The organism is Gemmatimonadota bacterium (genome assembly GCA_039715185.1).
Lineage (GTDB): Bacteria > Gemmatimonadota > Gemmatimonadetes > Longimicrobiales > RSA9 > DATHRK01.
Genome location: JBDLIA010000125.1, coordinates 1 through 6,708 on the forward strand (window position 1 = coordinate 1; position 6,708 = coordinate 6,708).

Sequence of the window (6,708 nt, forward strand, 5' to 3'; positions counted from 1 at the left end):
CGAGCGCGAACTGACGAACTTCCTCACGACCGCCGGCGCGGACGTCTCGACGGCGCAGACCATCGCACAGTCCATCATGGACTGGCGCGACAGCGACGACCTGTACCGGGCCCGCGGGGCGGAGGGGGCTTGGTACCGCTCGCGCGGGTACGCCGTTCTGCCGGCGAACGGGCCCTTCGGCGACGTGACCGAGCTGCGGCACGTGCGCGGCGTGAGCGCTGAGACATATGCCGTGATCGCGCCGATGATCGCCGTCACCGGCGACGGACGCGTCAACCTGAACACGGCCCCAGCGCCCGTGATGGCCGCGCTTCCCGGCTTGAGCCCGTCGGCGGCGACGCGGATCGAGACGCTGCGTGCGTCCGGGCGGCAGTTCTCCAGCGTCTACGACGTCGCCCTCAGGCTGCCGCAGGCTGAGCGCGAATCGATCGAAGCGCGACTTCCAGCGCTCGTGGCGCGGACGACGTTCGAGACCGAGCGCGTGCTGGTGGAGTCGCGCGGCCGGACGACCGGGGGCCGGATCACCCACACGGCGTTCGCCCTGTTCGAGCGGCAAGGTGGCACCGCCTACAGGACCTGGGTGCGTCATGCGCGGTAGGCCGTCGCATCTGGGCGTCGCGCTGAGCGGAGATCGGGTTCTCTCGGCGCTGGTAACCGCTAGGGGCCGGCCGCTGCTGAGTCCGCTCACCCGAAGCGCCCGACTGCCGGAGTGGGGCGGGGAGGAGGACTGGCCCGCGCTGGCCGATTACCTCGCCGGCCTCAGATCGGTCGCCCAACGCGGGGGTCCGGACCCGCTTCCTGTCGTGGTCGCGCTGTGCCCGCCGATCTGCGACTGGCGGCTGCTCCGGCTGCCGCGCCTTGGTCAAGCGGAGACCCACGCGCTGCTGGAAGCGCACGCCGCCCGCTACTTCCTGAACGCGCCCGATCACGTCGCCGTGTCGATCGGTGACTTGGCCCCGATGAACTTCGACGGGGCCTACGACCTGGCGCCGCCGCGGCTCTGCGCCGTGGCCGATGGGCGCTTGCTAGCCGCGATTCGGCGAGCGGCGAAGGACGCCGGCCTGGCCAACCCCGAGGTCGTTCCGGCCGCCTCCGCCTGGGCCCGGGCCATCAGGAACGGCCGGGGCGGAATGAGTATCGTAGTCGCCGGTACCGAGCGGACCGGGCGGCGGGACGTCGTGTGGGGACACCAGGGGCGCGTCACGAGGCTGCGCGCCTGGCCCGTGCGCGCGCGGACCGGTCTCGCGGTCCGGCCACGGGATGCGGCCGCTGCGCTCCCCGCGGGCGTCGCTGACGACGCGCTGCTACTCGCCGCTGTGGGCGGGTCGCGGCGGACGCACGGGGCTTTCCTCACCGCTCCGATGATGGTCCGGCTCCGCCGGACGCGGGCCCGCACACGTATCCGCGCCATCGCGGCGGGACTTCTGCTCTTCCTCGGCGCCGCCGCGATCCACCACGCGGGCCTGGGGCGGCGGCTCGAGGGCATCCGGGGGGACCGGGCTTCGATTGCGGAGCACGTCCAGCTCGCGCTCGAGATCCGCGCCGAGCGCGAGGCCGCGCTTGCGACCGCGGCGACGCTCGACTCGCTGGACGGCGTGCCCAGGCTGGGCCTCTCGGCGCTGGAGTGGGTAGCCGATCGACTGCCCCGAGATGCTTTCCTGACCGGAGCGACGCTGTCGGGTGACACACTCACCCTGAGCGGCGAGGGCGCGGATCTCGTCGGGCTCCGCGCCGCGTTGATCGCGGGCGAGTGCCGCGCCGAGTTGCTGGAAGAGGGACCCAAAAGCGCCGGATCGGATCGCACGGCCTTTCGGCTTGTGCTGATGATCCGCCCGTGCGTCGCCGGGGGTGAGACGTGATTCGCGCTCGTGACCATCGCGCGCTCGTCATCGGGGCGTGGCTGATCGGTCCGGTCCTGGCGTACGCTGGAGCGGCCCGCCCGTACGTGAACGGGGTCGCGGAGCTTCGGGACGCCATCGAGGCCGAGGCCGCGCTGCTGGGCCGGGAGCGCGCTCTGGTGGACGCCGAGGCCATTGGCGTTGCCGTTCCGCCTCGCCTGGATTCCATCCTGAACTACCACGCCGCGCGGATGTTCGTGACGTCGGGGCCGGCACCCTCGGGCCAGGAGATCGCGAGCGCCTCCGACTTCGCCCGCTTCACCGCGGCCGTGGAGGGCGTGTTGGTGCACGATCTCCGGTTCGAGGAGGGGGAGTCCCTGGAGTCCGCGGTCGCGCCGATCGACGTGCTGATATCGGGCGAGACCGACGTGCACGGACTCGAGAAGACGATGGAGAAGCTCGAACGCGGGGTGAAGTTGATCCACGTGCGCCAGCTATCCGTCTCTCCGCGCGACCGGCAGGATCCCGCCGCCGGCGAGCCCCTGGACGTCCGTATCCTGCTGCGCGGCTACCGGCCGGCCGGGCGAGTGGCCGAGGACGAACGGTGACCTCGTCGGGTCGCCCCTTCACGTCCGGCTGGGTCCCGCGACCGGAGCGGGTCCTTCGCCGGCTGCGGCCGGTGGATCCGTTCTGGTGCGCGCGTCTTTCGGATGCCCTCGCGTGGACGATCGGCGTGGCGGGCGCGGGGGCGGTCTTGCTGTCTACCGTCATGGCTGTCCGGCCGCCAGCCGTGGCTGCGGTCGCGCCAGCGGCGAGCCAGACAGCCAATGCTCTTGCCCCGCCCCGTCCAACGGCACCGCGATCCCCGGGGAGCCTGGCGGCGGACAACCCCTTCCACCCCGAGCGGCGCCCGCCGTTGGTGCGGTACGGGCTTGCGTCGCACACCGCGCCGGAGCCAGACGCCCCGGTAGAAACAGCTCCACCAGTCGCCGTTCGACTCGTAGGAACCGGAGTCGTGCCGGGAGGGCGCTCCTTCGCCGTCTTGGCGCGCGATGGGGTGTCGCCGCGCCTAGTACGGGAGGGCGAGGCGTGGGGTAACCTGCGCCTCGTGCGGGTCGAGGGTGATGGCGTGGTCGTCCGCACCGAGGCCGGAACGGTGTCCTTGCAGCTACGCGCGGGTGACCGATGAGGGCCACACCCGATCTGCTCCCATCTAGCCCGTGGTGCGCGCTCGCCGTCGCGGCGGCGATGCTTGGACCGATCGATCTCGCACCCCTTGTCGCTCAGGAACCGGCGCAGGTCACCGCGACTGCGGACGGAGTCACGCTCGACTTCCGCGACGCCGATCTTCGCTCGGTGGTAGCGGCGCTGGCCGAGGCCGGCGGCCTCAACGTCGTGTACGGCGACCTTCCGGCGCGGGTTGTCACGCTGCGGACCAACGCTCCCGTGCCCCGCGCCGACATGCTCGAGCTGCTGAGGACCTTTGCCGACGCAAACGGCCTGGAAGTGATAGAGCAGGGCGGCCTGCTTCGGATCCAGCCGAGCGCCGCACTGGCTGGGGCGCAGGTCCAGCCGCCGGACGGCGGCCCTGTAGCCGGGGGCGGCGCGGTGCGCCTCTGGGTGTACCGACTCCGCCACGCGAAGGCCGCCGAGCTGGCGCAGACGATCGGCGCGCTCTTCGGTCAGGGCGCGGCGGTGGGAGCGTCGGCGCAGGATCTCGCGGGCGCATCGTCCGACCGGACTCGGCGAATCCCGCCCTTCACGGACGAGCAGCCGGTAGAGATGCCTCAGCCGCAGCCAGCCGCGACCACGTTGGCGCTGTCGGGCACGCTGGAGCAGCCGATCCAGATCGTCCCCCATCCGCAAACCAATTCCCTCCTGGTGCGCGCGTCCGAGGCGGACTGGGAGGTCGTCAGGTCGGCGGTCGAAGCGCTCGACCTGCGCCCGCTACAGGTACTGATCGAGGTGTTGATCGCCGAGGTTCGACGTTCGAGCCTGGAGGACCTCGGCCTGTCCATCTTCTCCCCCGACGCGACCGACAGCGAGTCCGGCCTGACGATCGGCGGGGAGCTGTTCGGCAGCACCAATGGAGACCTGGAGCTGCGCGTCGGCGGGATCGGGGGCGTCAACGCCGACGCGCTGATTTCCGCGCTGTCCACCAAGTCGGACGTTACGATCCTCAGCCGCCCCGTGGTGTTCGTCCAGAACAACGAGCTGGCGCGCATCCTCGTCGGCTCGGAGCGCCCGTTCATCCAGGTGCTGCGCGCCCTGCCCACCGAGAACGCTGTGCGCGACCAGGTGATCCAGTACCGCGACGTGGGCACCGCGCTCACGATTCGCCCGACCATCAACCCGGACGGCTACGTGTCGATGGAGGTGATTCAGGAGGTGAGCACCGCAACCGCGGAGACGCAGTTCGGCGCCCCGGTGATCAGCACGCGCCAGGCGGAGACGCAGCTCATGGTGCGCGACGGCCAGACCATCGTGATCGGCGGCCTGATCGACCAGCAGTCGGAAACGTCGCGGTCCGGCATCCCCCTGCTCAAGGACATCCCAGTGCTGGGCTACCTGTTCGGGTCCACCAGGCACGCAACCGTGAACACCGAGCTCTTCCTGTTCATCACGCCTCACGTGGTCGCTTCGGACGACGACGTGGACCGGATCCGCAGCGACCTGGAGGGCACCACCCGACACCTCAAGGAGCGCCTCCCCGACCCTCGTAGCGCCATCGCTCCCACCGACCCCTTCGCGCCGCTGCCCCCGGGTTCAATGCCGGACCCGGAGCCCCTCGGCGGGCGGTGAGCGAGCTCGGCGCCGTCGGGCGCCTCAATTCAGACCTGACCGAAGAGTTCCTGTTGGAGCACGGACTGATCCCTCTGGCGATCGGTCCTGAGGCCGCCACGATCGGCGCGTGGGGACGGAGAGCGGACCGGCACGCATTGGACCAATTGAGCCTGCTCCTTCGCCGCCCGCTGCGCATCACGCCCATAAGCGAAGACGAGGGCACCGCAGCCGTGCGGCGAGCCTACGGACAAGCAGCCACGACGGCCGACGCGCTGATCGACTCCCTCTCCGCGGAGGTCGCCCGGCCCGACGACGAAGCCGCGATCGACGATCTGGTCAGTCAGGCGCACGAGGCGCCGGTGATCCGGCTCGTCAACATGTTGTTGGCCGAGGCCGTCGAGGCGCGCGCGTCGGACGTCCACATCGAGCAGTCGAGGGCGGGCGTAGCCGTGCGGTACCGCGTCGACGGCGTGCTGCTCGACGCCCCGTCGCCACCGGCCGGGATGGCGGCGGCCATCGTAAGCCGCCTGAAGATCATGGCGGAGCTGGATATCGCCGAGCGAAGACTCCCGCAGGACGGGCGGATTCGACTCGCGGTGTCAGGTCGGCAACTCGACGTACGCGTGAGCATGCTGCCGTCTCTCCATGGCGAGAGCGTGGTTCTGCGGCTGCTGGGCTCCGCATCGGCGCGCCTGAGCATCGACGAGCTGGGCATGCCAGCCGAGCTTCAGGCGCGGTTCCTATCGGCAGCCTCAAGATCCCACGGTATCGTGCTTGTCACCGGCCCAACCGGTTCGGGAAAGACCACGACCCTCTACGCCGCGCTCGATCACATCCGCTCGGGGACGGAGAAGGTCCTCACGGTCGAAGACCCGGTGGAGTACGAGCTGCCCGGCGCCGTGCAGGTTTCCATTAAGCCGGGCATCGGCCTGACCTTCGCGTCCGCGCTGCGCGCCCTGCTGCGCCAGGACCCCGACGTAATGCTGGTGGGAGAGATCCGCGACCTGGAGACCGCCCAGATCGCGATCCACGCCGCGCTGACCGGCCACTTGGTGCTGTCCACGCTGCATACCAACGACGCGGCCGGCGCGCTCACGCGGCTGGTCGATCTGGGTGTCGAGCCGTACCTGGTCGCGAGCACTGTCCAAGCCGTGCTGGCCCAACGTCTAGTCCGACTCACCTGCGCGGAGTGCGGACGCTGGACCGCGCCGAGCGACTCAGAGGCGAGCTGGGCCGAGGCAACCGGGACGCGCCTCGACAGGGTCAGACGCGGCGCTGGCTGCTCAGAATGCCGTGGCACCGGATTCCGGGGCCGAACCGGCACATACGAACTGCTCTCCATGTCCGATGACGCGCGCGCGCAGTTCGGTCGCGGCAGGTCCGCGATGGACATCCGTGACCAAGCCGTCAGAGCCGGGATGCGAATGCTGGCTGATGCGGCGGTAGAGTTCGTTAAGAAAGGCTTCACTACACCTCACGAAATCGCGCGCGTGAGCGGATAGAAACCGCACGGAACCCGCCCCGCGTACGCTATGTCGAGTTGTTGGTACGATCGGTACCGATTTTGGTACGATCGGTCCTCCCTTCGAGTGGTTCCTCCCCAATAGATAAGTAGGTGGAGCAAAGAAGGACGATGCTCGCTACACGCGCGCGTCGTCCGGTCCACCTGCACTGAAGGAGCCGTCCCGTGGCTACCCGCTTCGCGCTGGTCCTGCTGGTCTCGTTGTTCTCCCTCGCACGCGCGATGATGACAGAAGAGGCGCCTGCCTCGGAGTCGATCGTTGTGGCCAGTGAACTGGGCCTCGAAGGGCCGGTCGCCGAACCAGCGGCGAACATTTCGGTGACGCCCGACCAGGAGCCGATCACGGTGGACGGTGGCTCGACGGGTATGGTGATGTTCGAGATGTTCGTCATCGCGCCCACGACAGTGCCCTTCTACGACGTGACGTGCACGCCTACGGGTCAGATCACCGCGTGCGTTCCCGACATCACCGAGATCGACGGCTTCCTGCTCCCTCAGCCAGAGGCGGTTGCAACCATTACGGTTACCTACACGGCTGGCGGCGCTGGTACGGGCGAGATCAAG

At 69.8% G+C, this 6,708-nt stretch carries 6 protein-coding genes; all 6 read left to right on the forward strand.

From position 1 onward, the window contains the following. Positions 1 to 598 (forward strand): helix-hairpin-helix domain-containing protein (locus ABFS34_15305; GenBank protein MEN8376794.1); only part of this gene is annotated, 598 nt, incomplete at its 5' end. Then, entirely contained in the window at positions 588 to 1,859 is a 1,272-nt protein-coding gene (locus ABFS34_15310; GenBank protein ID MEN8376795.1) for a hypothetical protein, read from the forward strand. The genes ABFS34_15305 and ABFS34_15310, both read left to right, overlap by 11 nt. Then, positions 1,856 to 2,446 carry a hypothetical protein gene (locus ABFS34_15315; protein MEN8376796.1) on the forward strand — a complete coding sequence of 197 codons (591 nt, stop codon included), beginning with the start codon at positions 1,856 to 1,858 and terminating at the stop codon, positions 2,444 to 2,446. Before ABFS34_15310 ends, ABFS34_15315 begins: the two co-directional genes overlap by 4 nt. Positions 2,447 to 3,086: 640 nt before the next feature. Further along, positions 3,087 to 4,640, forward strand: a complete 1,554-nt coding sequence (locus tag ABFS34_15320; GenBank protein ID MEN8376797.1) for a secretin N-terminal domain-containing protein — start codon at positions 3,087 to 3,089, stop codon at positions 4,638 to 4,640. Continuing rightward, on the forward strand, positions 4,637 to 6,124 hold the full coding sequence (locus ABFS34_15325; protein ID MEN8376798.1) for a GspE/PulE family protein: 1,488 nt from the start codon (positions 4,637 to 4,639) through the stop codon (positions 6,122 to 6,124). Before ABFS34_15320 ends, ABFS34_15325 begins: the two co-directional genes overlap by 4 nt. Positions 6,125 to 6,309: 185 nt before the next feature. After that, positions 6,310 to 6,708: hypothetical protein (locus ABFS34_15330; GenBank protein ID MEN8376799.1), on the forward strand; the 399-nt coding region annotated here is incomplete at its 3' end.

Coding starts and splice junctions, on each gene's coding strand:
- ABFS34_15310 (MEN8376795.1), top strand. CDS start 588: ATGCGCGGTAGGCCGTCGCATCTGGGCGTCGCGCTGAGCGGAGATCGG.
- ABFS34_15320 (MEN8376797.1), top strand. CDS start 3,087: ATGCTTGGACCGATCGATCTCGCACCCCTTGTCGCTCAGGAACCGGCG.